Below are 1,167 nucleotides of genomic sequence, written 5' to 3'. Positions count from 1 at the left end.
GTCGTAGAGCACCTTCGCGACCTGCAGACCGCCGACCTCAACACGCTCAGTCATGAAATGACCCACCTTCCGCACTTGGCAAAACTTCCACGATGCGAAAACACAGTTTCGTATCTTGACATAGAGAAAACCGTGTCCATCGAGTTCTGTCAATAGCGGACGGCCGTACGGTTACAACGTCACATCCGACCGGTTCTAGGCGGTGCCGGTATCCGTGTAGGAGACGGCGGCGGCGCGGACGTCGTCGATGCGGTACTTCGTGGCGGCTTCGACGGCCTTGGAGCGGTCGAGGGTGCCTTCGCCGGCGAGGGCGGACAGGACGGCGACGACGATGGATTCGGCGTCGACGTTGAAGTACCGGCGGGCGGCGGGGCGGGTGTCGGAGAACCCGAATCCGTCGGTGCCGAGGGTGGTGTACGAGCCGGGGACCCATTGGCGGATCTGGTCGGCGACGGCGCGCATCCAGTCCGAGGCGGCCACGAACGGGCCGGCCGCATCCGACAGGGCCTGGGTGACGTAGGGCAGCGGGGCGTCGGTGCCCGGGTCCCGCAGCGCCTGCTGCTCGGATTCGATGCCGTCGCGGCGCAGTTCACCCCAGGAGGTGACCGACCACACGTCGGCGGCCACACCCCACTCGTCGGCGAGCAGTTCCTGCGCCCGCAGCCCCTCGGGCATGGTGACACCGGAGACCAGGATCTGCGCCTTCGGGCCCGATGCTTCGGACTTGTTGAACAGGTACAGGCCCTTGAGCAGGCCCTCGACGTTCAGGTCGGCGGGTTCGGCGGGCTGGGAGTAGGGCTCGTTGTAGAGGGTGATGTAGTAGAAGATGTCCTCGCCACCGAACCCGTCCACGCCGTCGGTGCCGCCGTACATCCGGCGCAGCCCGTCCTTGACGATGTGCGCGATCTCGTAGGAGAACGCCGGATCGTAGGCCACCGCCGCCGGGTTGGTCGAGGCCAGCAGCAGCGAGTGCCCGTCGGCGTGCTGCAACCCTTCCCCGGTCAGGGTGGTGCGGCCGGCGGTGGCGCCGAGGACGAATCCGCGGGCCATCTGATCGGCCGCGGCCCACAGTCCGTCGCCGGTGCGCTGGAACCCGAACATCGAGTAGAAGATGTACAGCGGGATCATCGGCTCCCCGTGGGTGGCGTAGGAGGTGCCGACCGCGGT

The 1,167-nt window shown here is 67.1% G+C and carries 1 pseudogene; it reads right to left on the bottom strand.

The annotated features are described in order from the left end of the window. Positions 1-195: 195 nt before the first annotated feature. Positions 196-1,167 (bottom strand): annotated as a pseudogene (locus ACFTZB_RS45745) (pyruvate dehydrogenase (acetyl-transferring), homodimeric type); the annotation flags it as partial.

It is taken from the genome of Rhodococcus sp. NPDC057014, assembly GCF_042673295.1.
In the GTDB taxonomy this organism is placed as follows: Bacteria; Actinomycetota; Actinomycetes; order Mycobacteriales; family Mycobacteriaceae; genus Rhodococcus_F.
Note: the sequence above shows the minus strand (reverse complement) of the source record. Positions and strands in the feature narration are given on the sequence as shown.